Annotated in this window: 30 protein-coding genes; 16 read left to right on the forward strand and 14 right to left on the reverse strand. The window is 61.7% G+C overall.

Translation table 11 applies throughout. The features are described from left to right. Positions 1-6: 6 nt before the first annotated feature. Entirely contained in the window at positions 7-873 is an 867-nt protein-coding gene (xth, locus tag Syncc8109_RS03110; protein ID WP_006851359.1) for an exodeoxyribonuclease III, read from the reverse strand. Positions 874-895: 22 nt separating this feature from the next. On the opposite strand from xth, the gene Syncc8109_RS03115 reads away from it, so the two are divergent. After that, positions 896-1,180, forward strand: coding sequence for a hypothetical protein (locus tag Syncc8109_RS03115; protein WP_006851974.1), 285 nt, complete (start codon positions 896-898; stop codon positions 1,178-1,180). Here Syncc8109_RS03115 and Syncc8109_RS03120 read toward each other — a convergent pair. Next, on the reverse strand, positions 1,146-1,877 hold the full coding sequence (locus Syncc8109_RS03120) for a hypothetical protein (RefSeq protein ID WP_006850045.1): 732 nt from the start codon (positions 1,875-1,877) through the stop codon (positions 1,146-1,148). The two genes, Syncc8109_RS03115 and Syncc8109_RS03120, sit on opposite strands and share 35 nt — an antisense overlap. Positions 1,878-2,051: 174 nt before the next feature. Here Syncc8109_RS03120 and Syncc8109_RS03125 point away from each other — a divergent pair, with 174 nt between their 5' ends. From Syncc8109_RS03125 to Syncc8109_RS03145, 5 genes are read left to right on the forward strand one after another with little or no spacing between them, the layout of a single operon-like run. Then, a complete protein-coding gene (locus Syncc8109_RS03125; RefSeq protein WP_006850348.1) occupies positions 2,052-2,672 on the forward strand; it encodes a hypothetical protein in 621 nt (206 codons plus the stop codon). Next, positions 2,672-3,319, forward strand: coding sequence for a hypothetical protein (locus Syncc8109_RS03130; RefSeq protein WP_006851134.1), 648 nt, complete (start codon positions 2,672-2,674; stop codon positions 3,317-3,319). Before Syncc8109_RS03125 ends, Syncc8109_RS03130 begins: the two co-directional genes overlap by 1 nt. Beyond that, positions 3,316-4,524 carry a nickel pincer cofactor biosynthesis protein LarC gene (gene larC, locus Syncc8109_RS03135; RefSeq protein WP_006851701.1) on the forward strand — a complete coding sequence of 403 codons (1,209 nt, stop codon included), beginning with the start codon at positions 3,316-3,318 and terminating at the stop codon, positions 4,522-4,524. Before Syncc8109_RS03130 ends, larC begins: the two co-directional genes overlap by 4 nt. After that, the gene (locus Syncc8109_RS03140; RefSeq protein WP_025362145.1) at positions 4,524-5,438 is read left to right on the forward strand and encodes a lysylphosphatidylglycerol synthase domain-containing protein; all 915 of its coding nucleotides are present in this window, start codon (positions 4,524-4,526) and stop codon (positions 5,436-5,438) included. Before larC ends, Syncc8109_RS03140 begins: the two co-directional genes overlap by 1 nt. Positions 5,439-5,472: 34 nt before the next feature. Continuing rightward, positions 5,473-6,444, forward strand: coding sequence for a metallophosphoesterase (locus Syncc8109_RS03145; protein ID WP_006850811.1), 972 nt, complete (start codon positions 5,473-5,475; stop codon positions 6,442-6,444). On the opposite strand, the gene Syncc8109_RS03150 is transcribed toward Syncc8109_RS03145, so the two are convergent. Continuing rightward, positions 6,421-8,115 (reverse strand): iron ABC transporter permease, encoded by a 1,695-nt coding sequence (locus Syncc8109_RS03150; protein ID WP_006850235.1) that lies wholly within the window; start codon positions 8,113-8,115, stop codon positions 6,421-6,423. The genes Syncc8109_RS03145 and Syncc8109_RS03150 overlap by 24 nt on opposite strands. A gap of 64 nt (positions 8,116-8,179) precedes the next feature. On the opposite strand from Syncc8109_RS03150, the gene Syncc8109_RS03155 reads away from it, so the two are divergent. Continuing rightward, on the forward strand, positions 8,180-9,250 hold the full coding sequence (locus Syncc8109_RS03155; protein WP_025362146.1) for an ABC transporter ATP-binding protein: 1,071 nt from the start codon (positions 8,180-8,182) through the stop codon (positions 9,248-9,250). Between the two features lie 47 nt (positions 9,251-9,297). Here the strand turns inward: Syncc8109_RS03155 and Syncc8109_RS12500 are convergent, their stop codons facing one another. Genes Syncc8109_RS12500 through Syncc8109_RS03175 form a run of 4 tightly spaced genes read right to left on the reverse strand, consistent with a single transcriptional unit; the run spans position 9,298 to position 11,631 of the window. Beyond that, positions 9,298-9,480, reverse strand: coding sequence for a hypothetical protein (locus Syncc8109_RS12500; RefSeq protein ID WP_006851871.1), 183 nt, complete (start codon positions 9,478-9,480; stop codon positions 9,298-9,300). Positions 9,481-9,497: 17 nt separating this feature from the next. Beyond that, on the reverse strand, positions 9,498-10,607 hold the full coding sequence (locus Syncc8109_RS03165) for a GTP-binding protein (protein WP_006850172.1): 1,110 nt from the start codon (positions 10,605-10,607) through the stop codon (positions 9,498-9,500). Positions 10,608-10,626: 19 nt separating this feature from the next. Further along, complete coding sequence (locus Syncc8109_RS03170) at positions 10,627-10,917, reverse strand: 4a-hydroxytetrahydrobiopterin dehydratase (protein WP_006850424.1); 291 nt, start codon at positions 10,915-10,917, stop codon at positions 10,627-10,629. 42 nt (positions 10,918-10,959) lie between these two features. Beyond that, a complete protein-coding gene (locus Syncc8109_RS03175; protein ID WP_006849884.1) occupies positions 10,960-11,631 on the reverse strand; it encodes a secondary thiamine-phosphate synthase enzyme YjbQ in 672 nt (223 codons plus the stop codon). Here Syncc8109_RS03175 and Syncc8109_RS03180 point away from each other — a divergent pair. The 4 genes from Syncc8109_RS03180 (at position 11,630) to Syncc8109_RS03195 (ending at position 15,157) form a co-directional block, all read left to right on the forward strand. Beyond that, entirely contained in the window at positions 11,630-12,037 is a 408-nt protein-coding gene (locus Syncc8109_RS03180) for a thiol-disulfide oxidoreductase DCC family protein (RefSeq protein WP_006850427.1), read from the forward strand. The two genes, Syncc8109_RS03175 and Syncc8109_RS03180, sit on opposite strands and share 2 nt — an antisense overlap. Positions 12,038-12,235: 198 nt before the next feature. Then, positions 12,236-13,744 carry a carboxypeptidase M32 gene (locus Syncc8109_RS03185; protein ID WP_006852059.1) on the forward strand — a complete coding sequence of 503 codons (1,509 nt, stop codon included), beginning with the start codon at positions 12,236-12,238 and terminating at the stop codon, positions 13,742-13,744. A gap of 62 nt (positions 13,745-13,806) precedes the next feature. Continuing rightward, positions 13,807-14,394, forward strand: coding sequence for an inorganic diphosphatase (locus tag Syncc8109_RS03190; protein WP_006850060.1), 588 nt, complete (start codon positions 13,807-13,809; stop codon positions 14,392-14,394). Positions 14,395-14,743: 349 nt separating this feature from the next. Beyond that, the gene (locus Syncc8109_RS03195; protein ID WP_006850765.1) at positions 14,744-15,157 is read left to right on the forward strand and encodes a L,D-transpeptidase; all 414 of its coding nucleotides are present in this window, start codon (positions 14,744-14,746) and stop codon (positions 15,155-15,157) included. On the opposite strand, the gene hemC is transcribed toward Syncc8109_RS03195, so the two are convergent. Continuing rightward, on the reverse strand, positions 15,158-16,111 hold the full coding sequence (hemC, locus tag Syncc8109_RS03200; RefSeq protein ID WP_006851202.1) for a hydroxymethylbilane synthase: 954 nt from the start codon (positions 16,109-16,111) through the stop codon (positions 15,158-15,160). Positions 16,112-16,248: 137 nt separating this feature from the next. Here hemC and Syncc8109_RS03205 point away from each other — a divergent pair, with 137 nt between their 5' ends. Further along, positions 16,249-16,716: a hypothetical protein gene (locus Syncc8109_RS03205; protein WP_006849832.1), complete on the forward strand. Its 468-nt coding sequence runs from the start codon at positions 16,249-16,251 to the stop codon at positions 16,714-16,716. A gap of 187 nt (positions 16,717-16,903) precedes the next feature. On the opposite strand, the gene rpoD is transcribed toward Syncc8109_RS03205, so the two are convergent. Beyond that, a complete protein-coding gene (gene rpoD, locus Syncc8109_RS03210) occupies positions 16,904-18,280 on the reverse strand; it encodes an RNA polymerase sigma factor RpoD (RefSeq protein WP_006850475.1) in 1,377 nt (458 codons plus the stop codon). A gap of 303 nt (positions 18,281-18,583) precedes the next feature. On the opposite strand from rpoD, the gene priA reads away from it, so the two are divergent. Continuing rightward, positions 18,584-20,833 carry a primosomal protein N' gene (gene priA / locus Syncc8109_RS03215; protein WP_045172701.1) on the forward strand — a complete coding sequence of 750 codons (2,250 nt, stop codon included), beginning with the start codon at positions 18,584-18,586 and terminating at the stop codon, positions 20,831-20,833. Here priA and Syncc8109_RS03220 read toward each other — a convergent pair whose 3' ends face one another. Genes Syncc8109_RS03220 through Syncc8109_RS03230 form a run of 3 tightly spaced genes read right to left on the reverse strand, consistent with a single transcriptional unit; the run spans position 20,834 to position 23,323 of the window. Then, positions 20,834-21,892: a DUF3153 domain-containing protein gene (locus tag Syncc8109_RS03220; RefSeq protein ID WP_006849895.1), complete on the reverse strand. Its 1,059-nt coding sequence runs from the start codon at positions 21,890-21,892 to the stop codon at positions 20,834-20,836. 3 nt (positions 21,893-21,895) lie between these two features. After that, a complete protein-coding gene (gene argB, locus Syncc8109_RS03225) occupies positions 21,896-22,777 on the reverse strand; it encodes an acetylglutamate kinase (RefSeq protein ID WP_006852128.1) in 882 nt (293 codons plus the stop codon). Positions 22,778-22,780: 3 nt separating this feature from the next. Continuing rightward, positions 22,781-23,323 (reverse strand): DUF2854 domain-containing protein, encoded by a 543-nt coding sequence (locus Syncc8109_RS03230; RefSeq protein ID WP_006850407.1) that lies wholly within the window; start codon positions 23,321-23,323, stop codon positions 22,781-22,783. A gap of 69 nt (positions 23,324-23,392) precedes the next feature. Between Syncc8109_RS03230 and Syncc8109_RS03235 the strand changes: the two genes are divergently transcribed. Next, positions 23,393-23,581 (forward strand): hypothetical protein, encoded by a 189-nt coding sequence (locus Syncc8109_RS03235; protein ID WP_025362149.1) that lies wholly within the window; start codon positions 23,393-23,395, stop codon positions 23,579-23,581. Positions 23,582-23,610: 29 nt separating this feature from the next. Here the strand turns inward: Syncc8109_RS03235 and Syncc8109_RS03240 are convergent, their stop codons facing one another. Further along, complete coding sequence (locus Syncc8109_RS03240) at positions 23,611-24,069, reverse strand: single-stranded DNA-binding protein (protein ID WP_025362150.1); 459 nt, start codon at positions 24,067-24,069, stop codon at positions 23,611-23,613. Positions 24,070-24,098: 29 nt separating this feature from the next. On the opposite strand from Syncc8109_RS03240, the gene Syncc8109_RS03245 reads away from it, so the two are divergent. Then, positions 24,099-24,890, forward strand: a complete 792-nt coding sequence (locus Syncc8109_RS03245) for a precorrin-6A/cobalt-precorrin-6A reductase (protein WP_006851126.1) — start codon at positions 24,099-24,101, stop codon at positions 24,888-24,890. Continuing rightward, positions 24,883-25,227 carry a divalent-cation tolerance protein CutA gene (gene cutA, locus Syncc8109_RS03250; RefSeq protein WP_025362151.1) on the forward strand — a complete coding sequence of 115 codons (345 nt, stop codon included), beginning with the start codon at positions 24,883-24,885 and terminating at the stop codon, positions 25,225-25,227. Before Syncc8109_RS03245 ends, cutA begins: the two co-directional genes overlap by 8 nt. Here cutA and Syncc8109_RS03255 read toward each other — a convergent pair. After that, positions 25,196-26,209, reverse strand: a complete 1,014-nt coding sequence (locus tag Syncc8109_RS03255) for an adenosine kinase (RefSeq protein WP_006850544.1) — start codon at positions 26,207-26,209, stop codon at positions 25,196-25,198. The genes cutA and Syncc8109_RS03255 overlap by 32 nt on opposite strands. Between the last annotated feature and the right edge of the window lie 38 nt (positions 26,210-26,247).

A 26,247-nucleotide genomic window follows, 5' to 3' on the forward strand; every position in this document is an offset into this window, starting at 1 on the left:
AAAGGATCAGAAGAACGGTTCATCCCCTTCGTCGTCGTCGGTTGGAGGCCAGTCGACGACGACGCTGACAGGGGCGTGGTCGCTGGGTTGTTGGTTGCCGCGCATGCGTTTGTGGATGACGCAGCTGCGGGCGAGTCCCAACAGCTCGTCGCACAAATAGACGTGGTCGATGCGCCAACCTCGGTCCCGATCCCAGGCACCGCTGCGGTAGTCCCACCAGCTCCAGTGACCGGAGTCTGGTTCGAACACGCGGAACACGTCCTGAAGCCGTTCACCGAGTGCGTCACGAAGGGCCTGGCGTTCGGCATCGCTTGCCATGATTCCGCCGGTCTGGCGGTCGGGGTCAGGAAGATCGCGTGCTTCAAGGCCGATGTTGAAGTCGCCGACCATGCAGAGCGGCTCGCCGCGTTGCTCTTGAGCATCGAGATAACGCTTCAGGCAGCCGAGCCAGGCCAATTTGTAGGGGTATTTCTCCGACTTCAGGCTCGATCCATTCGGGACATAGAGGTTGAGCACGCGAACGCCATTCAGCATTGCGCTGATCACGCGCTTCTGTGCGCCGAGATCGTTCGCTTCCGCATCATTCGGGAGCTCCCCAGCAAAGCCGCAGCGCACATCCTCCAAGGGCTCGCGGCTGATCAGGGCAACGCCGTTGTAGGCCTTCTGGCCATGGATGTGCACGTGCCAACCAGCAGATTTGAAGGCTTCCAGCGGGAACAGGGGGTCATCCACCTTGGTTTCCTGCAGACAGAGCAGATCCGGTTGCTCGCTCTCCAGCCAGCTGAGCACCTGATCCAATCGCGTGCGGACCGAGTTCACGTTCCAGGTGGCGATCTGCACGGCTGATCCAGTGGCGTCAAAGACCCTTAGCATCAGAGAACTCCGGGTTCCGCTGATGTCTCGCCGGCTTGCGGCTATCGCTCAGGTTGTGCTGTCTTTCCTGGTGGCGACGGCCATTCCCATGGGTGTAGAGGCCCAGGTTGAAGCTCCCTTTCAGAACCGTGAGGAACGCGAGATCTACGGCAACACCAATGGCAGCGGCTCAATTCTGGATGCCGCCAACCCCATGGATTTTTTGAACCAGATCCGTCGGGCGACGGCCATGGATGACGCAACGCCACCCTCCGATGCCATTGATGCGGCCCTCAAGGCCTACCAGAACCCTCCGGCGACGCAGTAGCGCTGGAGGGTTCTGATCTGGTTCTGCGGGCTGCGCTCAATCCCAGTTGTGCTGCTACAACCTCGATCAGGGGGTTGATCCTCCCGTTGGCGTCCCGTCGTTGTCGGGCCTGCTTGAGCAGGGTGTGAACCGACTCCGAATCACCTCGCTCTTGCCGCAATAGGGCCAAGGCCAGCAGGGGCCTTGCATCAGCTTTGTTCTCTGTGGCCAGCTGGCCGTAGAACCTCATCGCGATCTGATCGAACCCATTTTGTCGCAGCAGATCAGCCAAAGGCAAACCGATCTCCAAACTCTGGCCAGGCTCCAGGCCCTTGAACCGGGCAGTGAGCTCTGCTGTCACCTGACGCTGACGTCCCTGCTCTTGGTCCAGGAGCACCAGCTGTTGCAGAGCCTGCAGATCATTCGGATGCAGCCGCAGCAGATGTTGGAGGCTGCGCCGGGCGGCCTCGGGCTGGCCATTCCGACGTTGCAGATCGGCTTTAAACAGGGTGAGTTCGCGCGGCGTGGAGCGGCCAGACAGCCACGGTTGCAGCACCACTTCGGCCTCTTGCAGGCGGTCCAGTGTCACCAAGCGTTCCGGTAGCAGGCCCGGTTCTGCTTCGCTGAGTTCGTCCTGGTCCTGGAGCTGCTGCATCAGCAGCTCAACCTGCAGATCTTCAGCCTGGCGACTGCTGCGCGCTCGCGTTTCCGGGGCCATGGAGGCCGCGGCGATTCAACCGACCAGTGCAGCACCCACCATGGACGCCAGCAGCAACAGAATCCGGCGCGGGCTGGGCATCCGATCTCGAATCAGCCACTTCAGTCTGAGGAGATTGCAGTGGGCTGGCTACAGTCTTTACAAGGGCTTTTGACTCCGCCCGGATCAGCATCAATGCGCGCCCATCCGATTCCCCCGGTTACAGAGCCGTTGCAGTACCGGGCCATCGGTCTTGTGCGCGGCACTTACGCCCCAACCGACCTCGAGCAACTCACCCGTGGCACCTTGACCGATGCCAATGGGGTTCCCCTGGAAACCGTCGTGCTCGGTCGGGTGCTCACCCTGATGCGGCGGCATCTGCCCCTGGATCAACCCCACCTCTGGGTCGTGTACCCCAGAAGCCGTGAAAGTGATCATCTGCATCTCCAGATCGCTGGGGTCTGGGAACCCAGCACCCTGGCTCCAGACCAAGCCGATGCCTCCGACACCCTGCCGGAGGGGGACGACTTCTTCTCCGTTCGAGGCGAATTGATCTTCACCAAGCCTGAAACCGGCGAAATGGTGGTGAAGGTGCGGCAGCAGGCTCGTGCCGACGGCCACCGTCCGCTTCCCTTCAAACTCCAGATCAAGGGAGAGCTCCCCCTCGAAAACCTGCGTCACTTCGTCAGTCTTGACCTGCGCCGTCAGGGCCAGGAACTGCACCTCGAAAATCACGAAGTGATTGCTCCTATGCCGACGCGTGGCGGCAAATCCAAGGGAGGTCGTGGCCGTGCCACCTCCCGCGCTCGCAGCTGATGGCCGAGAGGGGGCAGGGCTCCACGGGGGCACTTCGGGCCGGCGTTGCCGTTGCCGGCATCACCGCCCTCGGCGCTTTTGGTCCTGCCCTGGGGCTGTCTGCTGCCTGGATCGTGGTGGCGGTTGGGGGTGCCCTGGTCACCCTCAGCGTTGATGCCGCCACCTGGGAAGGCAGGGGGGGGCACATCCTTGCCGAAGCTTTGCCCGGTGGGCAGGAGCGTCTGCGTCGGATTGCGGTGCATGAGGCGGGCCATGTTCTGATCGCGGAAGCGGAACAACTTCCGGTTCAGCAGGTGCTGGTGGGAACTCTGGCCTGTGTGCGTGCAGGACTGCGCAGCAGCGGCGCCACGGAGTTCGCCGTGCCGGACAGCGTCCGCATGCCGCTTGAGGATCTACGCCGTTGGAGCCGGGTGCTTCAGGCCGGTATCGCCGCTGAGACCGTGGTCTTTGGCAAGGCCCGTGGAGGGGCCGATGACCGCGCTTTGCTGGGACGGCTTTGGGGAATGTCAGGCCATGACGTGGCCACCGCCCAGCGGGAGCAGCGACGCGCCCGGCGGGAGATTGAGCAGAAGTTGCGTCAGCAGCGTGAGGTGCTTGACCAGCAGGCCGGTGTTCTGTTGGAGGCGGCTCCGCGTCTTGGGAGATGAGCGCTCTTTGGATTGATGCACCAACAGGGTTGGCAGGAGACATGCTCCTGGCCGCACTGCTTGATCTGGGTGTGGACCAGGCCGTGGTGGAGTCGCCTCTGGCGGCCCTCGGTTTGGCGGGGCGCTATCGCCTCACCCGGCACGAGGCGCGCAGTGCTGGTCTCCGAGGGGTACGCATTGATGTGGAGGGTCTTGAGGATCAGCCGCCCCACCGCCATTGGTCGGGGATCCGTGATCAGATCAATGCAGCTGCTCTGGCGCCATCGCTGAAGCAACGTGTGCTCGCCGTTTTCACCCGTCTGGCGGAAGCCGAAGCCACCGTGCATGGAACTCCCATGGAGTCCGTTCACTTCCATGAGGTTGGAGCCATCGATGCCCTCGTGGATGTGGTGGGTGTCTGTGCGGCGATTGACGACCTCAATCCAGCCAGTGTCGTCTGTTCCCCGTTGCCTGCGGGGAGCGGAACGGTGGCAACCGCCCATGGCCTGTTGCCCGTGCCCGCTCCCGCCGTGCTTGAACTGGCACGACGTCACCGCATTCCTCTGCTTCAGGGCGGAGATCTGCCCACAGGAGAGTTGGTGACACCCACGGGCCTCGCCCTGGTGTCGGTTCTGGCAGATCAGTTTGTCGCTCCTGAACGTTTGGTGGCTGAAAAGGTGGGTGTTGGCCTCGGCCACCGCCAACTGGATCGCCCCAACCTGGTGCGCCTGGTGCTGCACACCCCAGCCGTTACTGCGGAGGCAGGTCCCCGTTGGGAGTCGTTGGTGGTGCAGGAAGCCTGGATCGATGACGCCACTCCAGAGGAGGTTGCGGTGTTGACGAATCGCTTGCGTGATGCGGGAGCGATCGATGTGGCGGTGCAGCCGTTGCTGATGAAAAAGGGCCGCAGTGGCCAGTTGCTGACGGCGCTGGTGCGGGATGGGGATGCCGACCAGCTCCGCAGCCTCTGGCTCAGTGCTGGCAGCAGCATCGGCCTGCGGGAGCGGCGCCAGGGACGCTGGGTGTTGCCGAGGCGGCAGGGTGTGCTCGAAACGCCCTGGGGTCCCGTCGCGGCCAAACAGGTGCGTCGCCCCGATGGCCGCTCCACCGTCAAAGCCGAGGCGGATGCCCTTGAGGCTCTTCAGGCCAGCACCGGGTGTTCTTTTGATGAGCTTCGGGCTGCTGTTGCATTAGCGCCGTTCGTCAGCTCGGAGGATTGGGCCTGATGGGCAAGGTTCTCCGTCAACCTAAGCTCTGGATCACGCTGGCCAGCGTGATCTTCATCGCTGTGGCTCTGGCCCAGCAGGCGGGCCAACTTCGCCAGCTGAGCTTGGTGGCCAACGGTTGTTGGTGGCTGGTGCTGGGGCTGGGGCTCACCTGGCTCAGCATCCTGATCAATGGTCTGGCCTGGCGCGATCTTCTGATCTGGTTGAGACATCCTCCCCAGGGGGTTGCCGTAGTGCCGTTGTTTGTGCGGAGCAACCTGCTCAAGTACCTGCCGGGAGGGATCTGGCATCTGGTGGAGCGGGTCCGGGTGCTGCGTCCGGCGATTGGCGGCGGCCCTGCCCTGGCCGGGGCGATCCTTGATCCGCTCCTGATCGTGGCGGCGTCCGTTCTTGTTGTGGTTGCTGGTGGATGGCAGCAGGGCCTTGCCCTGCTGGCTCCATGGCCCGCGCTGTTGATGATTTCCCGCTGGCGCGAGCCCCTTCTGCGTCGACTCGAGCGTTCCAAGGCGGCGCAATTGCAGTCGGTTGGCAGTGGGCCCCTGGAAAGTGAGGGAACCTGCCGCGGCGGCTATCCCTGGCGGCCCCTCAGCCTTCAGCTGCTTTTTGTGCTCTGCCGCTTTGCCGGGTTCTGGTGCAGCGTGCAGGCCTTTGGCATTCAAAGTCCGGCACCGTTTACCTGGCTTGCGGCCTTTGGTCTGGCCTACGCCGTTGGGCTGGTGGTGCCTGGTGCCCCCGGGGGGCTCGGGGTGTTTGAGGCCACCCTGCTGCTGCGTTTGGGTGCTGCCGTGCCAGAGGCGCAGTTGCTCGCGGTTGTTCTCAGCTACCGACTCCTCTCCACCCTGGCCGATGTTGTTGCCAGCGGGGCACTGGTGGCCGATCGGATGCTGGGCCAACGTTTGAAACGCCACCGCTGACCCCCGTGCTGTTGTGTTGCTGAGTCGTCGCCGGATGCTGCAGTTGGTGATTGGCACCGGTCTTACGGCAGCGGCCCTGCCCTTGAGCGCCGCCAGGCGAGTTGTTCAACGGGTTGGGTTGATCAGCGATCTCAACAGCAGCTATGGCTCCATCCGCTACATCCCTGCCGTTGATCAGGGGCTGGATCAGCTCATTGGCCTGCAGCCGGATCTGGTGGTGTGTGCTGGCGACATGGTCGCTGGTCAGATGCGAGGCCTTAGTGGTCAGCAGCTGGATGCCATGTGGCGGGGCTTTGAAACGTCTGTTCTGCAACGGCTTCAGGCGGCGAACATTCCACTGCTGCCAGCGATCGGGAACCATGACGGTTCACTGGGGTTCCCCGCGGATCGTGCCGCTGTGCGTCGGTTCTGGACACCGATCCGTTCACGGATGGGATTGGCCTTTGTGGATGCCTCACAGTTCCCGTTTCGCTATTCGGTGCTGCAGGACGGGATCTTCTGGCTGGTCTGGGATGCCAGCTCAGCCCGTGTTCCTGAGGATCAGCTGCTCTGGGCACAACAGCAGTTGGCCAGCACCGAGGCACAAAAGGCTCGTGCTCGGTTTGTGGTGGGTCATCTCCCCTTGGCTGGGGTTGGTCTGGGCAAGGATCGCCCCGGTGAGGTGTTGGAGCGAGGACGTGCGCTTGAGGCCTTGATGGATGCCGCCGGCGTGCAGGCCTACATCAGTGGTCATCACCACACCTGGTTTTCCAGCCGTCGTGGCCAGCTTGATCTGATCCAGCTCGGCGCCTTGGGCAGCGGCCCCCGGCGGCTGTTGCATGGTGAAGCGCCAGCACAGCAGACCTTCACCTTGTTGGAGATCGATGGGGGCAGGGGCACCCTCCGAGAGACCACCTACGCCGTGTTCCCAGGACGGCCGCTCTCCTGGTCAACACTCCCGCTCCGTCTCAACACCCGTGCTGGCTTGCTCCAGCGCAATGCATCAGAGCGGTTGCTGCGGGGATGACGAGCCCTCTCGTCTGGAGGCGTGATCCAGCGTTGGCACCAAGGCCATGGCGGCGATCAGCCCCAGAACGAGGATCATCAGGGCCGGCAACATCGCTTCGGCCAATCGTTCATCGCCGGCGTACTGGAACACGCGCACCGAGAGCGTGTCGAAGTCAAAAGGCCGCAGAGCGAAGGTGAGGGGAAGCTCTTTCACCGTGTCCACGAACACCAGCAGTAGTCCGACGGTGATCGGTCCGCGCAACAGAGGCAGATGCACCCGTTGGAGCACGCGCTGCCACGGTGATCCCATCCCCGTCGCCGCCTCATCGAGGCTCGGGCTGATCCGTTCCAGGGCTGCGTCCAGGCCTCCTTTCGCCACCGCCAGAAAACGATCGCTGTAGCCCCACAGCAGCAGGAGCAATGGGGCGACCTGCCATGGGGCGCCAGTGAGCAAAAGCGCCAGAGCTAGCACCGTACCGGGGATGGCGTAGCCCGTTCCGGCCAGGAAGGTGAGGCTTTTCAGCCATGGGGCGCTGGACCAGCGTTTGGCGATGGCCAGCACCAGCGCTGCCGTTACCGCCAAAACAGCAGCGACTAGCGCCAGCAAAAGACTGCGGCCGCTCAGGCTGATCAGATCGTCGTTCCAGCTGCTTTGGAGCTGATCCAAGTTGCTGGCGGCCCACAGCAATGGGGTGCCCAGGCTCACGATCGGAGGGATGACTGCAAGCAGTTGCGCCACCCCCGCACGGAATCCATGCAGGTGCCAAGCGGTTGCGTCCCCGCCGGCCACGCCATCGCTCCAGCGCCGACTGCGCCTGCGCAGGCTGCGTTCACACACCACCAACGTCAACACGATCACCAGCGTGATCAAGGCCAAGCTGATGGCGCCTGCGGGATCGCCGTTTGACTGCCAGGTTTCCAGGATGCCCGCGGAGAGACTTGGGATGCCGAGAAGCTGCACGGCACCCAGCTCATTGACCACTTCCATTCCCATGAGAGCGACGCCGGCTCCGATCGCGGGCAGTGCAATGGGTAAGGCCACACGCCGGAAGGCTGACCAGGGACCGACCCCCAGGCTCCGGCATGCCTCCAGCTGACGCTGGCCGCTGACGGAGAAACTTTCAGTGCTCAGCAGGAACACATAGGGGTAGGTGGTCAGGGCCATCACAGCGATCCCCCACCCCATGCCGTGAATGGTCCAGCTGTGGCGACTGCCTAGATCAACGAGGATCGCCGAGAGGAGATAGGCCGGCGTTGCTAGGGGAATCAGCTGGGCGATCCGCAGCCATTGCCGACCAGGAAAACGGCAGTTGCACAGCAGCCAACCGTTCGCTGTGCCAAGCAAGGTGCCCAGCGTTGCTGTTCCGATCAGCAGCTGGATGGTGCCAACGATCTGGCGCATGCCATCGGGGCCAAGTTCGCTGAAGCCGCTGTGCAAAGACGTCAGGGCCTCCCTCACCAGCGTCAGCACCGGCCAGATCGCAACCAGGCCAGTGATGGAGGCGATCAGGATCAGGGCCAGCCGGCTTGGGCTTGGAACAACACTCCGGTTGGGCAGCAACTTCACTTCAGCGATGGGCCGGACACCGTTGTCGCGACGTGGCGTTGCGACATTGCCATGGAACGAGTCTGGCGATGAACGATGGGGATCTGATTCAGGGCGTGCAAACCGCACACCGGCTTCGATCATTTGTCACACTCATAAGGTCGGTCGGTTCCCAAGCTTCATCTGATCTGTGGAACAGCTGCTCCCGATGGAGCCAACGGTTGCTTTAGACGGGGTCTGGCACAGCTACGGCGATGCCTCTGACGGGTGGACCCTGAAGGGGGTGGATCTCCAGGTGGAGCCAGGTGAGCTGCTGGGCTTGCTGGGCCCCTCCGGCTGTGGCAAGACCACTCTGCTTCGCTTGATCGCCGGCTTTGAACGCCCTCGGCGCGGCACGGTGCAGCTGGATCAGCGCATGGTGGCTGGAGATGGGATCTGGATGGAACCAGAACGTCGGGGCGTTGGCATGGTGTTCCAGGATTACGCCCTATTCCCTCACCTAAACGCTTGGCAGAACGCCAGTTTCGGTTTGCCCCGGCGGAATCCCAACCGTGAGCGCGTGGCCTGGTTGTTTGCGTTGCTGGGGCTGAAGGGGCTCGAGCAGCGCTACCCGCACCAGCTCTCGGGTGGCCAGCGGCAGCGGCTGGCGTTGGCACGCGCTTTGGCTCCAGCACCCAGGGTGGTTCTGCTGGATGAGCCTTTTTCAAGTCTGGATGTGGAGGTGAGGCTCCGCCTGCGCAGCGAGCTCGCCTCCGTGCTCGATGCCTGCGGTGCGAGCGGCGTGATCGTCACCCATGACCCCGGAGAAGCTCTGGCGATTTGCGATCGCGTTGCCGTCATGCGGGATGGCGTGCTGCATCAATGTGCATCGCCTCCCGAGATCGTGAGGTCACCGGCGACGCCTTTTGTTGGATCCTTTGCGCTCCAGCGCAATTTGATTCCGGTTCAGACCCATGGCCAAGGCCATCTGTCCTGTCTGCTGGGAGACCTGGATGCTTCCGCCTCATGGGTTCAGGCGGACCGCGAGGCCTCCGGTGACTGTTGTTTGCTGGTGGATCCGCACGACATCAATGTCGTCGCCGATGCCGAAGGAGAGGCCAGCGTCCTGGGCCGTGAATTTCTGGGGGATGCATGGGAGTACCGAATCCGTGTCGCGGATGTGCTGGTGCGGGCCCACTGTCCGATCGAACTGGAGCATCCTCCCCACACCCGTTGTCGCCTCAGCTTCAGGGATGGGGCCAGAGTCACGCTGCTTCCGCTTGGCCAGGCGTCGGCATAAAAAATCCTCCGCCGCAGCGGAGGATTGAGGAAAAAGAGTTGAATTCTTCAGCGTTGGTGATGACGCACCGGGATCGGCACAAGGACCGGCTGGCGTAAGCCACCACCGCCGTTGTCATCATCGGAATCAGCCAGAAGCCACAGCAGCAGGCTGGCGAGAATAAAAACCGTTCCGAGCAGCAGTGGTTCGACCATTGAGGTTTCTCCCATGGCACGCACAATAAGCACCATTCCGTGGTTCTGCTGAATCAGCTGAAACCTTTTCCTGCATCCGGTGCCACACACGCTTGGAGTTGCTTCCGCAGTGTGGTGTGGTCGATGTCGCGGCCGATCAGCACCAATTGATTTTTCCGATCACCGGTCCAGTCGGTGTCGTCGATGGAAAAGCGTTTGCCTGCCAGATGGAACACATGGCGGCGTTCGCTTTCGTTGAACCAGAGGATTCCCTTGGCCCGGAACACCTCCTGGGGCATCTGGTTGTCGAGGAAGTTCTGGAACTTGCGTAGGGAGAAGGGGCCATCACTTTGGAAGGACACGGAGGTGAATCCCTCGATGTCCTGATGGTCACCGTGCTCATGGCTGTGGTGATGATGTCCGTGGTCATGACCGTCCCCATGGCTGTGGCCGTGACCGTGCCCATGGCTGTGATCGTGCTCATGGTCATGGCTGCAGTGGCCATGGTCGTGGTCGCAGTCGCTGTGATCCAGGCTCGGATCGTCGGCGGGAGAACTCACCTTGTCGGATTCGAACAGTCCAACGCTGAGCAACAGGGCAAGAGGCACCTCCCCTTTCACCGACCGCAGGATCCGCGCATCGTTCTTGACGGCTCTGAGTTGCTGTTCGACGCTCTCAAGCCGCTCCTCTGAGACGAGGTCGCACTTGTTCAGCAGCAGGATGTCGCCATAAATAACCTGGGCCCGGCCAACTTCCGTGTCCAGAACGACGTCGTCGAAGTTTTCTGCATCGATCAAGGTGATGATCGAATCGAGGCGGGTTTGGTCCCGCAGCTCACTGCCAAGGAAGGTCATCGCAACTGGCAGGGGATCGGCCAGACCGGTGGTTTCGACGACGATGTAATCGAGTGGTTCTGGGCGTTCAATCACCCGTTCCACCGCCTCCATCAGCTCGTCGTTGATTGAGCAGCAGATGCAACCGTTGCTCAGCTCCACCATGTCTTCATCGGTGGTGACGACCAGATCGTTGTCGATTCCGATTTCACCGAACTCATTCACCAGCACCGCGGTCTTCACCCCCTGCTGATTGCTCAGGATGTGATTCAGCAGCGTGGTTTTTCCCGCTCCGAGAAAGCCGCTGAGAATGGTGACGGGGATGTTGGCGGTGACTGGTGCGGTGGTCATGCGCAAGGACCCACTCGACTCATGCTGGCAGCAGAGCGTCAATGGCGCTGGCCAGCTCTACATCCAGGCTGCTGAGGCCGCCGAGATCATGGGTGGTCAGTTCGATTGAAACGCGGTTGTAGACGTTGCTCCAGTTCGGGTGGTGATTTTTGGATTCGGCCAGCAAGGCCACCTGTGCCATGAATCCAAAGGCCTCTACGAAGCTGTTGAACTGCAGATCGCGGTGCAGCCTGTCTCCGTTAACAACCCAATTGGGAAGGGTTGTGCTGAGTGCCGACTTCTGGGCGGCATCGAGACGTTCAACTGGCATGGAAGCCCTGAATCACCCCTCCATCGTGGCTGGAGCCGGTCGTCAGTCGCTCAGGTCATGCAATCGATCAATCATCAGATCGGTGTCGGTATCGATGCCGTCATCGGTTTCCCAGGCGTTGGGGTTGTGGCGGGCCTGAATGGCTTGATTGATCCGTTCGCCATTTCGCAGGCTCAACAGGGTTTGCGGCGTGGCTGAAGTGTTCAGCGTGGTGCTCTCAGGGGTGGAGCGGCTGGAGGATTCACCGAACAGGTGGCAGGCGATCGTTCTGGTGTGAGCAGCGCTCCGGTGCTCCCAGAGGTAAACGGCTTGCCAGGTTCCCAGCAGCAGTTGCCCCCTGCTGACGCTCAGGTTCAGGGTTTGGCTGGTGAGCGCGGTTCGGATGTGGGCCGGCATGTCATCAGCTCCTTCGTCGTCATGGAGATAACGGCGGTGTTCTGGAACGGCATCGGCCATCCATGCATCCAGGTCCTGCAGTACCCGTGGATCAGCGTTCTCGTTGATGGTGAGGCTGGCGCTGGTGTGCAGACAGGTGAGATGCAGAACGCCCTGGTCCATACCCGTGCTGCGGATCCAGGTGTTCAACCGCCCGTTCAACCGGGTGAAGCCCCTTCCCGGGGTTGGAACTGTGATCTGATGCAGGATCTGCTGCACGCCCACCGCTCTCCAGCGTTCTTTCCTTACTTTGCGTTCTGCAGCACCGTCTGAGTCCATGGCCAGCCCATCTGCCCCCGATCTGACCCTGCTGTTTGACGGGGGTTGTCCGTTGTGTGTGCGCGAAGTTCGGTTTCTGCAGCGGCGTAACCGTCAGGCCCGGCTGGCTTTTGTCGACATCGACGCCTCTGATTACGACGAAGCGGCCCATGCCGGCATCAGTTACAGGGTGGCCATGGGCCGCATTCATGCCATCACAGGCTCCGGGGAGGTGCTGCGTGATGTGGCCGTCTTCCGTGAGGCGTATCGCCTGATTGGTCTGGGGTGGCTTTACGCACCGACCCGCTGGCCCTTGATCGGCAGCGTGGTCGATTGGGTCTATGGGATTTGGGCCGTCCGGCGGCTTCAGATCACCGGGCGCGCCGACCTTGAGACCCTGTGCCAAGGCCGCTGTGAGATGAACTGAAAGGTTCCTATCGAACGGTCTGAGGTTGTCGGTAGATCAGCTTCAGCGGCCAGAGAGCAATGGGCAGGGCGATCCCCAGGGTCACCTGCAGCATCAATCGGCGCATGGGCCCAGAACGTCTGAACCGCTTCACCATGGCCTGCATCGCTGCTTCGATGCCACTCCAGGTGTCGTTAAGGTGATGGAAAAGGGATCAAGATGGCTTCTGCCGCAACGGCTTGGGGGCAGCTGGGAGCCCATCTAAGAGAGACGCAGCTGCTTGGTTCGATTCAGAGCACCTTGTACTGGGACCAGAACACCCGTATGCCCTCTGCCGGGGCGTCCTGGCGGGGTGAGCAGCTCACGCTGCTGGCAACCCAGCTTCATGCTCGTCAGAGCTCTGCGGCCTATGCGGATCTGCTGGCCGCAGCGCGTCAGCACTGGAACTCCGCTGAGCGATGCCCTGAGCAAGGCCGCAACCTGGATCTGCTGGAACAGGACCTGCAGCGGCAGCAGTCCCTCGATCCAGCCCTCGTCGCCGCCTTGGCCAAGGCCAAGGCCGAGGGTTACAACCGGTGGCAGCAGGCTCGATCGGCCTCTGATTTCAGCCTCTTTGCACCGGCGCTTCAGACCCTGATTGACTTGCGTCAGGAGCAGGCCAAACAGCTGGATGAGCCGCGCTCTTGTTGGGAGACCCTGGCACAACCCTTCGAACCGGATCTTCGCCTGGAGCGTCTCGAGGCCTTGTTTGCTCCTTTGCGGCAACGGTTGCCGCAATTGGTCGCTCAGGCATCCACCCGGCCACGCCCACGATCAGCGGACTGGGATCTCGAGGAGTCCAGCCAGCAAGATCTCTGTGATGAGCTGCTCGGTGCATGGGGCCGCAATCCCGCTATCACCTGCATGGCACGCTCGCCTCACCCCTTTTCGATCACGCTGGGACCGGCGGATTACCGCATCACCACGCGTGTTGTGACAGGGCAGCCGTTGTCGTGTTTCCTCGCCACCGCCCATGAATGGGGCCATTCCCTTTACGAACAGGGGTTGCCCGACCAGAGCCATCAATGGTTTGCCTGGCCGTTAGGCCAGGCCACCTCGATGGCGGTGCATGAAAGTCAGTCGCTGTTCTGGGAGAACCGTGTTGCCCGGAGCCGTCCTTTCGCAGAGCAGTGGTGGAAGCGTTTTGCGCAGGTGGGGGCTCCCTTCAGCGGCACCCAGGACATGTGGCAGGCGATGAATCCGATGGCGCCTGGTTTGAATCGGGTTGAGGCCGATGAACTCAGCTATGGCTTGCACATCCTGATCCGCACGGATCTCGAGATTGCTCTGCTGGAGCAGGGTTTGGCGGTGAAGGATCTCCCTTACGAATGGAACCGGCGCTATCAGGAGCTCCTGGGGGTGCGGCCGATGAACGATGCCGAGGGATGCCTTCAAGATGTGCACTGGAGTGAAGGCCTGTTTGGCTATTTCCCCTCGTATCTGTTGGGGCACTTGATCAGTGCACAGTTGAGCGAAGCGATGTCGGAGGCCATCGGGTCTCCTGAAGAGCATGTGGAGCGCGGCGATGTCACGTTCTTGCTGGCTTGGCTGCGTGAGCACGTTCACCCGCTCGGACGCAGTGTGAATGCCGATCAACTGGTGGAGAGGGTCACCGGTCGGCCCCTGAGTACCGATGCCTTCCTCGACTATCTGGAGAACAAGCTTGATCGGCTGCAACCGGCCACCTAGCCGCGTGCAACTCGACGGGCTGAGGAGGCCCGTAGGATGCGCCGCGCTGTCCATCGCCGTTTATGGCCAACCTCGATCAGGCACCCAGCCGCAGCATGCCCAATCTGCTGCACGTGCTGCCGGCCTTCGCTGATGAAGCCGAACTTCGTCTCAACACGATCGTGGAGCTCAACTCCAACACGATCAACAAGTACGAGCTGATCACGGAAACCGGCCATCTCAAGCTGGACCGCGTTGGTTACTCCTCGCTGGCTTACCCCTTCGCCTACGGATGCATCCCCCGCACCTGGGATGAAGATGGGGATCCCCTCGACATCGAAATCGTTGGTGTCACCGAGCCCCTGATTCCCGGTTCGATTGTGGAAGCCCGCATCATCGGAGTGATGACTTTTGATGATGGTGGTGAAGTCGACGACAAGGTGATCGCTGTACTTGCCGACGACAAGCGCATGGATCACATCAAGAGCTGGGAAAATCTCGGTGAGCACTGGAAGAAAGAGACCACCTACTACTGGGAGCACTACAAGGATCTGAAGAAGCCTGGCACCTGCTCGGTGAACGGTTTCTTCGGCACTGAAAAGGCCGTTGAGATCATCAAGAGCTGCGAGGCTCGCTACATGGCTGAGATTGATCCGAAGTTGGTTGACTGAATGCGTCTGCGATCGACTGCTGATCAGGCGGGGGACTGTCCCCCGCCTTTGTCACGGCTCAGAGTCCAGCTCAGCAGCATCGAACATCCTTTGATTGGGAAGGAGACCTCTAGCGAGACAACAGAGCTGAAGGAGGACAAAGTCAGCCATGTCGTCTCAACAATGAGATCAAAGAGATTCTGAAGAATTCAGCTCCGAGGCTGCTGCTGTTTTTTTCTCGCAGCAATGAATGCGCTGAGACCAGTAAGTCTTGTGCGTCTCATGAAGTGGTCATTGATGCCTGCGCTGTTGGCTGGCGTGTTGGGGGGCCGTTTCTCCATGTCTTGGTTCTGAACTTGTTGAGCTGGCCTTGCGGAAACCCGCTCGTCAGTCGCGCATTGTTCTTGACCTCAGCGAGAGACAGACCACCCGCATGCGGGGCGAGCAGCAGCTTGGCGCCTGGCCTGTGGCGATCGGAGATCCCAAAACCCGCACCCCAAAAGGGGAATTCGCCATGCTCAATAACAAGGTCAATCCGACCTATGTGACCCACAAGTCGGGTCAGCGGCTGGAGCTGCGCGGACCTAGCAGCCCGATTGGTGATCGCTACATGGCTTTTCACCGCAATGGCCGCGGCGAGTTTGGGATTCATGGAACGGCGTGGCCGCAGTGGGTTCAGATTCGCGCGGCCACCAGCCTGGGCTGCGTGCGCATGCTCAACAGACACATCCGGCAGCTGTTTGACGCTGTGGATGTGGGAACGCGCCTTGAAATTCGCAGTTGATCAGGCTTCTGGGCGGACTGTGTCGAAAATCTCTTTGAGGATCTCGCCAGCACCCTGACCCTTGAGGGTGTTGGCGAGAGCGATGCCGATGGCTTCGGCGTCGCTTGCTGCGCCACTGGCCTGGTCGCGGATCAGACGTTTGCCATCAAGGCTGGCCACCATCCCGGTGAGGATCAGTTGATCACCTTCAAAGCGGGTGTTCACGCCGATGGGTACCTGGCAGCCACCTTCCAGTTCCCGCAGGAAAGCGCGTTCGGCCAGGCAGCGCTGGGAGGTGGGGGTGTGCTCTAGCACTTTGATCGCCTCAAGCACTTCGGGCTTGCCCTCCACGCATTCAATCCCCAGGGCGCCCTGGCCAACGGCGTGCAGAGAGATGTCGCCGGGGATCAGCTGGTGGATCCGATCGCCAAAGCCAAGCCGGCCCAGGCCTGCCGCAGCCAGGATCAGGCAGTCGTAATCACCGTTATCCAATTTCTCAAGCCGTGTAATCACGTTCCCCCGAACGTCCTTGAAGATCAGGTGGGGGTAGTGGTGACGAAGCTGAGCCAGACGGCGCAGTGAACTCGTCCCCACCACAGAGCCTTCGGGAAGGGTGTCGAGCTTGTAGGCATGGTTCTTGGTATTCACCACCAGCGCATCGGCCGGGTCTTCCCGTTCGGTGATGCAGCCGAGCATCAGCCCCTCGGGAAGGTTGGTGGGCAGGTCTTTCAGAGAGTGGACGGCGATGTCCGCACGGTCCACCAGCATCTGGGCTTCCAGTTCCTTGGTGAACAGGCCTTTGTCGCCGATCTTCGCCAGGGCAACGTCCAGGATCTTGTCGCCCTGGGTGGCCATGGCTTCCACAGTGATCTTCAGGCCGGGATGGGCCTTCTCCAGTTCCGCTTTCACCCAGTTGGTTTGCACCATGGCCAGCTGGCTGCGTCGTGAGGCGATGCGCAGTTCGGTGAGGGCCATGGAAAGGGCGAATCAGCCGCCCAGCCTACGCTTTTGGCCTTGGATTCTTTGGTTCGCCTTCACGAGGTTGTGAAGCTTCGAAAGGGAAGATCTCTTTATGAAGAACGCTTAACATTTGCGAGTATCGCAGCACAGTCATGCCCGGACCCGTCGTCAATGGCGTTCGTCAGGCCGGAGCAATTGGCTCTGTTACCCCCGACTCCCAAGAGCAGGAGGCGATGCTCCCCTTGGTGGCTGAGGGTTCCATCCGTCTCATCCTGTTGTGCAGTGGCGATGTCCTGATGGCGCGGCTGCGCCACACCACCGATCGCGATGGAGATCATGCTTATCAACTGCTGAGGCCCCGTCTGGTGCGTTCAGCGGCAGATGCCTCACAAGATGCTCAGCCCAGTTGGGTGCTTCAGCCTTACCTGGAGGGGCTGACGTCGCAGCACAATCTGGTGCTTTTCAAGGGGGCGGTTGCTTCAGTGCTTGAACCGGATGCTCGCCTGCTTCAGGCCTATGCGCTTGAAACACGCCAGGAGTGTCCTTTGGAGGAAACTCCGGTGGAGCGCTTGAAGCGTGCTTTTCAGGAATTCACGGAGACCTTTGAGGGAAACCCTTGAACCTGTCACACAGTTTCTTTTACTAAAGGAAAACCCCAGTCTATGACTGGGGTTCGATCTCTTCCGTGTGAGGAGGGCGTCTCAATTCCCTCAAGCTCTCTTATAGGAGCGCTTCACTCCATTCAGCTAGGGGGAATGTACTTATGTATTACTCCCGTGACCATTTGGTGACGGGCCCAGTGCGGGCTTACTTGATGTATTCCTTGAGGACCCCATTGCGGTTGGGGTGGCGCAATTTGCGCAGGGCCTTGGCTTCGATCTGACGGATCCGTTCACGGGTCACATCAAAAATCTGACCAATTTCCTCGAGGGTCTTCATCCGCCCGTCGTCCAAGCCGTAGCGCAGGCGCAGCACATCGCGCTCGCGGGGGCTGAGGGTGGCCAAAACTCCTTCCAGGTCTTCACGAAGCAGGTTTTTGGCGACGTCCTGCTCGGGATTCTCGATGTCGGCTTCGATGAAATCGCCCAGGCGGGAATCCTCTTCCTTGCCGATGGGGGTCTCCAGGGAGATCGGCAGCTGGGCACTCTTGGCGATGAAGCGCAGTTTTTCGATGGTCATTTCCATCGATTCCGCGATTTCCTCTTCCGTTGGCTTGCGGCCGAATTCCTGGGAGAGAACCTTGGTGGTCTTCTTGATCCTGGAGATAGTTTCGTAGAGGTGGACTGGCAGGCGGATGGTGCGGCTCTGGTCGGCGATGGCGCGTGTGATGGCCTGGCGAATCCACCATGTGGCGTAGGTGGAGAACTTGTAGCCCTTTTCGTGGTCGAACTTCTCGGCTGCACGAATCAGGCCAAGGCTTCCTTCCTGAATCAGGTCTTGGAAGCTCAGGCCCCGATTCATGTACTTCTTGGCAATCGAGACCACCAGGCGCAAGTTGGATTGCACCATTTTTTCCTTGGCCCGTCTGCCCAGCATCAAGCGCCGGCGGAAGCGGATGAGCGGCATTTCCACCAGGGCCGCCCACTCCTTGTTGTCGGGTTCCCGCCCGTTGTCGCTTTCAAATTGAGCGGCCAGTTCCTCGAGATAAAGAAGATCGGCAATTTTGCGGGCCAGTTCGATCTCTTCGTCGGGACGCAGCAGGCGGATCCGACCGATTTCCTGCAGATAAACCCGGATGGAGTCTTCGGTGTAAACGCCTTTGGGGCCGATCTTGATGCTGGCCAGGGCTTTTGCCTTGGCTTCCTTCTCAGCGGCTGCTGTTTTGGCTTTCTCCTCGGCGGTTGGTTTCGCTGCTGCTGCTTTGGCTGTTGATGCCTTGGTGGCGCTCTTCTTGGCGGTGGCTGCCTTCTTGGTTGTGGTGGACTTTTTCGTTGTGGTTTTGGTCTTGGTTGTTTTCGCTGCAGCCTTTTTGGTGGTTCCCGAAGCTTTGGCTTGATCTGCAGCGGCGAGAAGTTCGTCGGCTGCGGCGCTGAGGTCTTTGGCGCTCGCCTTGCTGGTTCGTCGGCGTGCAGGGGTTTTCTTGGCCTCTTCGTCGGAACCCTTGGCGACTTCCTTCACCTTGCCGTCAGCATTGGCCAGAAGAACGATGTCCGGCTTGGCAGCTTTGGTGGCAGCAGGGGTCATGGTGTTAGTCGAAGTCGGATAAGGGGGAAAGCAACAGCGGCAGCAACGCATCAACGGCAATGGCCGAAACCAAGAACTTCCGCTCAAACGAAGAGAACGACGCAGCTTTCGCTGAGACGGAGTACATGGGCTGATGGTGGTGTCCGCGAGTCGACGAAACGCTTGGACTGATTGTGTCTGTGCTGTCCGGGGTGGTCTCAGACCGGTCAAAGTGGCAAGGAACAAGACCTTGACTTCAGACTCTGTGTCTTCCCTCTGGATCGAGCGCAGGGTTGGCAGAAACTGTCCAACCTGTCCACGTTAATGAAGTCTTCCGAAGTTTGCAAGGTCCTGTCGCATTCGCGGCGACGCGTTGAGGTCTGGCTGGAGGCTGGGCGGGAAGGACGCTCCTTCAGTTATGCCGCAGATCCCAGCATGGGATTGATGCCGGGAGATCTGGTGCGAGTGCGCCTCCGGGGTCGAGCCATGCATGGACTGGTGGTGGCGGAGCGGGAGTGGGCTGAGCAGGATCCTCAGGAGCTGCAACCGGTGGAATCGCTCCTGCAGCGAGCTGCTGTCGATTCGGATTGGTACAGCTGGCTGGAGCGGGTGGCGGACCGTTGCTATCTCAGTGTCTTCCGCACCTTGAAGGCGGCTCTGCCGTCGGGCTGGATTGGCCAGGCCGGCCAGCGTTCCCTGGCAGGCGGGCGTCAGATGTGGTGGATCCAGGCCCAGGTCCCTCCTGATGCTGTGGACCCACCCACCCCTCGTCAGCAGGAGCTTTTGGGTTGGTTGGAGGGCCAGGGGGAAGGCGCTTGGCAACGGGACCTGGTTGCCAGTGGGTTTGGGGCGCAATTGCTGCCGCCCCTGATCCGGCAGGGCTACCTGGTGCGTGAGCAGCGTCGTTGTGAGGACAAGGTTTCCTCAGCTGGTTCTGGCCCCAAGGAGCTTCCCCAGGCCTTGACCGCTGAGCAGCAGGACGTGGTTAAGGCCTACCAACACCTTTCTCCGGGGAGAGGACTACTGCTTTGGGGAATCACCGGCTCCGGCAAGACCGAGGTGTACCTCCAACTGGCTGCACAGGAGCTGGAGCGGGGCCGGCACGTCCTGCTGCTCACCCCCGAGATCGGATTGATCCCCCAACTCGTTGACCGTTGCCGCAAACGCTTCGGCTCGCGCGTCGTGGAATACCACAGCGGTTGTGGTGACGCCGAACGGGTTCGAACCTGGCGCCGCTGTCTTGCTGCCGAACAGGCGTTGGTGGTGGTGGGAACCCGCTCCGCTGTGTTCGTGCCTTTGAAGCCGCTGGGGCTGGTCGTTCTGGATGAGGAGCACGACAGCTCTTACAAGCAAGACGCACCCATGCCCTGTTATCACGCCCGGGACCTGGCTTTGGACCGGGTTGTGATGCAACAGGCACGGCTTGTGCTGGGTAGCGCTACGCCGTCGCTCGAGAGCTGGATTCAATCGGGCCCGGAAGGTGCCTTGACCTTGGTGCGCCTGACCGAGCGGATTTCCCGGCAGTCCCTACCTCCTGTGCATGTGATCGACATGCGCCATGAGCTGGCCGAAGGACATAAGCGTCTGGTCAGTCGCGCCTTGATGGATCGTCTTGCGGCGCTGCCGGAGCAGGGCGAACAGGCAGTGGTTTTGGTGCCTCGTCGTGGGTACAGCCCCTTTTTGAGCTGCCGCAGCTGCGGCGAGGTGGTGATGTGCCCCCACTGTGATGTGGCGCTCACCGTTCACCGCGGTCAGGCCGGACGTCAGTGGCTGCGCTGCCATTGGTGTGACCATCGTGAAGACCTGGAGAACCGTTGCAGTCACTGTGGTTCCACGGCTTTCAAACCCTTTGGGGCTGGGACGCAGAAGGTGTTGGAACTGCTCTCTCAGGAGCTCGAAGGCCTTCGTTTGCTCCGCTTTGACCGCGATTCCACCGGGGGGCGTGATGGCCATCGACGCCTGTTGGACCGTTTTGCTGCCGGAGAAGCCGACGTCTTGATCGGCACGCAGATGCTGGCCAAGGGCATGGATCTGCCGCGGGTCACCCTGGCGGCAGTGCTCGCGGCGGATGGGCTTCTGCATCGCCCCGATCTCCGCGCAGGAGAGCAGGCCCTGCAGTTGCTGTTGCAGTTGGCGGGCCGTGCCGGGCGGGGTGAGCGACCGGGGCAGGTGTTGGTGCAGACCTACACCCCAGAGCACCCGGTGATTCAACACCTGGTGGATGGTCGGTATGAAGCGTTCCTATCCCAGGAAGTGGCCCTCCGCAAGGAAGCTGGTCTGGTGCCCTTCAGTCGCGCCTGTTTGCTGCGACTATCTGGAGATTCCGCTAGCAAAACAGCAACGGCTGCAGCGGTGCTGGCGGAGCGAATCCGGCCGATTTGTCAGCGCCAGAGCTGGTGGTTGTTGGGTCCTGCTCCGGCACCTGTGGCCCGGGTTGCTGGCCGAAGCCGATGGCAGCTGTTGTTGCATGGTCCGGTCGGCTCTCCGCTGCCTCTGCCTCCAGGGCAGGCCCTTTGGGATGGCTTGCCCAAGGGTGTGGCACTAACTGTGGATCCCGACCCGCAGCAGCTTTGATCAGGAGGGCAGTTCCGGGAAGCCAAAGCCCAGCTTCCGCCGCACCACCTGCAGCACCATGCTGCTGATCAGCAGCATCAGGATCACCACTCCCCCAAGGCCAAGCGGATTCCAGCGCCAGCCCTGCCAGCTGACTTCGGTGGTGGTGCCGGAAAGAGCCTTGCGCTTCACCCGCCCGTGGTTGAGGCTCAGATGAACGTCGAGCCCAGGGATCTCGGGGAGATCGCTGAGGTCCACCATCAGCTGCACGTGCTGCTGCACCCCCAGCAGCCAGTTGCGTTCTTCGAGCTTGAGCGTCGGTGCCGGGAGTGAGACTCCAGCCGCACGACCAGCCACGGCAACCACCGCCGCCATCTGTTGCGCCAGCTCGTGCGATGAGGCAACACGGCTGCTGATCTGTTGGCGTCCTGGGCCTGTTTGTTCGATCTTCACCCCGGGCACCTCCCGTTGCAGGTCTCGCCCAAATTGCTCCTGCCAGGGCAGCGGGCGTTCCTGGGTGCTCCGCACGTCCCAGGTGAGGGCCAGTCGATCCGGGCCGCGAACGTCAAGATCAGCGTCGATTCGGACGCAACCACTCAGCAACAGCGTGATCCCCAGCAGAACCGCCATCACCAGTACGGCGAAACCCGCCGCCGGTGAACGCGTTGGCCCCGTGGGTGGTGGGGGCGGGGGCTCTGGGCGCCGCGACCGCCGCCGTCGCATGGTGGAGGTCTGCCCGCTGCCGGAGCCATTCAGCTCCAGTTGCGGCATCCGCATCGACCAGCGTTCCGGACGATCCAGGCTTGGGGCTTCAAGAACCCCGAGCAGTTGTTTGGCTTGCTGGCGCAACTTGGGATTGCGGCAGCGACTCAACAGCCTGCATGTGGCGATGGCTTTGTCGTCCTGCCCCTGGCCCATCCAGGCGGTGATCATCAGGAGCCGAAGGCCCGGCCCCTCCGGACTATTGAGCGGGTGTTGCTCCACTAGGGGGAGAAGCAGCTCCAGGCCCTGGCCATAGTCCCCGCGCTCCAGGGCTGCCTCCGCTTCAGAGAGGTCCAGTGCTGCGTCCTGCTCGCTCACCCTCTAGCCGCGTCCCACCACCATGGTGCCGATGCCGGCGTCGGTGAAGACTTCGAGCAAGAGGGCATGGGGAACCCTGCCATCAATGATGTGGGCGGCTGAAACGCCCTGAGCCAGGGCGCGGATGCAACATTCTGTTTTGGGGGTCATGCCCCCCGCGACCACGCCGTCTCCGATCAGTTGTCGCGCCTCCGAGAGGCGCAGTTTGCGGATCAGCGAGTCGGGGTCATCGCGATCTTCAAGGATGCCGGGGGTGTCGGTCAGCAGTATCAGTTTTTCGGCTTCCAGGGCCGCCGCCAGCTCTCCCGCCACCGTGTCGGCATTGATGTTGTGGGCTCGCCCGTCATCGGGGGTTGCGGCAACGCTGGAAATGACGGGCACATACCCCTTCTCCAGCAGCGGTTCGAGCACATCGGGGTTGACGCGGGCAACATCCCCCACCAGCCCATGGCTGCCATTCCCCCAGGGGCGTGCTTCCACAAGACTGCCGTCACTTCCGCTCAAGCCAACCGCACGGGTGCCGAGCTGATTGAGGCCATTCACGATCTGCTTGTTGACGCGGCCCACCAGCACCATCTCCACCACGTCCATGGTGTCGGCGTCGGTGACGCGCAGTCCGTCGCGGAATTCGGCGGGGATTTCCAGGCGTTGAAGCCACTGGTTGATTTCGGGCCCGCCGCCATGAACCACCACGGGTTGGACGCCGACGCAGGCCAGCAAAGCCAGGTCGCGAAAGACGGCAGCCCGCAGCTTGGCATGGGCCATGGCGGCCCCGCCGTACTTAATCACGATGCGCCGACCGGCGAAGCGCTGGATGTAGGGGAGGGCTTCGCTGAGCACCGACACCCTGAGGGCGTCATCGTTGTTCTGAGTGGATTGGGCCATGGCTTAGGCCTCACCGGCCGGAAGCAGAACAACGTCCAGCCGTTGTTCATCTAGTTCCTTGAGTTCCGCTCGCATCCCCTTGGCGAAGAAGCGCCCCAGCCGCTCCTGCCGCTCTTGCCAGCGTTCGAGGGGAACGGCTCCCAGCAGGAAACGCATCCGCAGGCCATAGCCATTGTCGGAATGCAGCTCTTCGATCTCTTCCAACTGCGGTGGGGTGTCTTCATCCCAGAGTTTGAGCGCTTCCAGCGACGACTCCAGGTGGGCTTTCTGGCCGTAGCGCCAGCGCGTCACATCGCCGAGCAATTTGCCCAGTTCTGGGGGCGCAGCTTCGCGTTCCTTCTGAAAAGTCTTGATCGGTGTCACCCGGATTGCTGGTGGCAGCTCCGACGATTTCAGGGCCAGCCCCCCCAATAAGATCGGGATTCCGTAGAAAATCGTGGGCAGGCTGAGGTTGGCGCTTCCGGTGGCGTAAGCGGTGGCACCCACCACGGTCAGCACGCCTCCGGCGATGGTGACGAGGCTGCCTGGGGAGAAGAAATCCTTCATGAAGGCCTTGGCTTGATCGTCATTTTGACCTCTAGGCCATCAGGATGGTGATCCACTGCCTCGAGCTAGATGCCTGATCCATCGTCGTCCGGCATGGATGATCTGCTCCAGCAGCTCGACCGTGATCGCAGCTGGTTGCTGCAGCAGATTGACGGGGGTCGCTGGCCCGAGCTGCGGCTGGATCTTGCCGCCCTTGAACGGGAACTCGGGCAACTAATCACCCGAGCTTCAGAGCTGCAGGACGAAGCGGGTCGTTAAGCGGCTACGAATCGTGCGTGTCCGGTGATTCAGAAGGGGATGTCGTCGGTGTCGGGCACGAGAGGCGCAGCATTCCAGCTGGCAGGTTCAGGCTCTTTTGCCACCTTGGTCGGCGCAGCCGCGGGGGCCTGGCGGCTGGGGGCCGGGGCTGAGGGGTTGCCGGAAGGAGCTGCACCCGTGGCTGCCGCGCCGATCGGATGAAGCCGAGCCAGGGTGAATTCAGCCCGTTTTTCCTTCATGCCATCGCCCCGGGGCATGGTGTTCATCCGCAGCCGTCCTTCGATCAGCAGCCGCTGCCCGGTCTGCACACGGTTCTGCAGTTCCTGGGCCAGGTTGCCCCAGCCCACCACTTTCAATTCACCTGGCGGATCACCCTCCCGAAGGGGGTCAAAGCGCACGGCCATCTCCGCAATGGGAGTCTGGTTGTCCTGGGTGTATCGAACCGTCGGTGCGTCGATCACCTCCACTTCGAGCACGCAATGGTTCATGGCTTCAGCTGGTGTCGGCGCACATCCTGATGCAAGGCCCCGCGAATGACCAGCGTCGCGTCCTGCTGCTGGCTGGAACCGGTGATGGGCCGCGCTTGGTGAAGGAGCTCTCCCGCCGCAATTGGCGTGTGAGCGTGAGTGTGGTGACGGCAACTGCAGCGAAGGCCTACGCGGGATTGCCTGTGGAGCGCATCTCAATTGGTGCTCTGCTGGGCATTGGCGGAATCAAGGCAGCTCTTCATCAGGCCGGCCCTTTCCGTTGGGTGGTGGATGCCACGCATCCTTTTGCGGCTCGAATCAGCCATGACCTAGTCACGGCCTGTGCGGATCTCGGCCAACCGCTGCTGCGTTATGAGCGTCTCCTTGAACCGCTGGGAGCGGCCTCTCTCCTGGCTGATGCCGATGCATTGGCGGCCCAATCACTCCAGGGCCAACGCCTGTTGCTGGCCATTGGAGGTCGTCATTTACCGGCCTTGACTGCTGCTGTGCGCCGCGCCGGAGCCATCCCCTATGGCCGTGCGCTTCCGGCTGTCGATGGATTGCGCGCAGCCTTGCGGGCAGGTCTGCCCCCGGATCACCTGGCCGTGGTGCGCCCTCTGCAAGGGGAGGTGCTGGGGGCGATCGAGCGGTCTCTTTGCCGTCGCTGGGGCATTGGGGTGGTGCTCTGCCGCCAGTCCGGTGGTGTGACGGAACAGCTCTGGCATCAACTCACCACAGATCTCGGGCTGAGCTTGCTGCTGTTGCAGCGTCCCTCCCCCCCCGACGGGATGGATTGTGTCGAGGATGTCTGCAGCCTGATGAATCGGCTTGAGCGTGATTGAAGCGAGTGGGCTCGTGCTGGCCCTCACCACGGAAGCGAATGCTGAGCGCGCCCAAGAGCTGGCAGAGGCCTTGCTGGAGCTCCATCTCGTGGCCTGTGTGTCCATCCACCCCGTTCAGTCGTTTTATCACTGGGAGGGGGTGTTGCAGGCGTCCCATGAGGTCCAACTGCTGATGAAGACCTCGGCTCAGCATGTGGACGCCCTGCGCTCGGCCGTCTCAGAGCTGCACAGCTACGACACCCCCGAGTGGTTGTGCTGGCCGGTGACGGGATCATCGGCCTATGCGGCCTGGGCAATCGCTGAGCTCAGTTCAGATGCGTCTCCGCCAGCAGCTTGAGGGAGGCCTGGGAGCGGGCCCCCAATTGGGTAACAATCTGGCCGGCGCAGAGGGCTCCGAGCTCGCCACAGCGGTCCAGTGACTCGCCCTGGGTGAAGCCATGCAGAAATCCCCCGGCATAGAGGTCGCCTGCTCCCGTGGTGTCCACCAGATCTCCCAGGCCAAAGATGCCGATATCCCAGCGCTGGTCTCCACTCAGCACAACGGACCCCTTGGCACCACGGGTGATCGCAATCACTGAGCAGCAGCCGCGCACCCGCTCGAGGGCCTGGTCGAAATCGTCGGTCTCGTAGAGCGACTGAATTTCAACGTCATTGGCGAACAGCACGTCGACGTGGCCATTCACTAGCTCGAGAAAACTCGCTCTGTGCCGATCCACACAGAAGCCATCGGAGAGGGAAAGAGCCACCTTTCCGCCTGCTTCACGGCAGGCTTCGGCGGCGGCGATGAAGGCACGTTTGGCGGCTGGACTGTCCCAGAGGTAGCCCTCCAGGTAAAGCACCTTGGCCTGCTTGACCATGGAGAGGTCGAGATCCTCGGGCTCCAGTTGTGTGGAAGCTCCCAGGAAGGTGCACATGGTGCGCTCGGCATCGGGCGTGACGTAAATCAGGCAGCGCGCTGTTGTGGCTCCACTGGTGGCTGCTGGGGTCTCAAAGCATGCCCCAACGGCCCGGATGTCGTGGCTGAAAATGTTGCCGAGCTGGTCGTCCCGGACGCGGCCGATGAAACCAGCGCGACCGCCGAGCTGCGCGATGCCCACCATCGTGTTGGCGACCGATCCACCGGAGGTCTCGAGGCCCGTTCCACTGGCCTTGTAGAGAGCTTCGGCTTGTTGTTCATCGATTAGCGCCATGCCCCCTTTCTGGAGGCCGTGTTCAGCGATGAAACCGTCGTCCGTCTGCACCAGAACATCAACGATGGCGTTGCCGATGCCAACGACATCGAGACTGCAGTCGCTGGGGAAACGGGTCTCTGATGACATCGGGGCGTGGAAGCAGCCCCGAAGTATGAACGTCAGCG

Origin of the sequence: Synechococcus sp. WH 8109, assembly GCF_000161795.2 — a bacterium.
In the GTDB taxonomy this organism is placed as follows: Bacteria; Cyanobacteriota; Cyanobacteriia; order PCC-6307; family Cyanobiaceae; genus Parasynechococcus.